The sequence below is a fragment of the Sphingobacterium sp. SGG-5 genome (assembly GCF_011043525.1).
Taxonomy (GTDB): Bacteria; Bacteroidota; Bacteroidia; order Sphingobacteriales; family Sphingobacteriaceae; genus Sphingobacterium.
On sequence record NZ_JAAKGO010000030.1, the window covers coordinates 1 to 688 of the forward strand.

General features: G+C 50.4%; 1 protein-coding gene. It reads left to right on the forward strand.

The genetic code is table 11. The annotated features are described in order from the left end of the window. The coding region (locus G5B30_RS17120; protein WP_206367178.1) for a hypothetical protein at positions 1 to 688 on the forward strand (688 nt) is incomplete at both ends.

Here is a 688-nt window from a genome sequence, read left to right on the forward strand (position 1 = left end):
CAGAGAGCAGGAGACTTTGACAACCCTTGCTTATGACAACACGACACACCAACTGACCTATACGGGGGAGAACGGCACACCGGTCGTACTGAACCTCAATGAAGGAGCTATAGCCTATGACGCAACAACCAATATTTTAACTTATACCGACGAGGCAGGGGTTGCCACACCGATCAACCTCAACAATACAGACCTGACTTATGACCCGGCTACTGCTGTGTTAAGCTATCTCAACACCCTGGGGGTAACGCAGACTGTGGACCTGCGAACTGTTGTACTGGCTAACGAGACTTTGACTACCTTAGGTTACAATGCCGCAACAAACGAACTGACTTATACAAGCGAAAATGGCACACCGGTCGTGCTGAGCCTTAACGAAGGAACTGTAGCTTACGATGCACCCACTAATATTGTGACCTATACCGACGAGGCAGGGGTTGCCACACCGATCAACCTGAACAATACGGACCTGACTTATGACCCGGCTACTGCTGTGTTAAGCTATCTCAACACTTTGGGGGTGACGCAGACTGTGGACCTCGGTGCTATTGTACTGGCTAACGAGACGCTGACCTCGGCAAGCTTTGATCCGGTTACTGGTATACTGACCTACAACGATGAGGACGGAACGGCCAATACGCTGAATCTGGGAACAATGGTCCCGAACTTCGAAACCCTGACCTCTGTT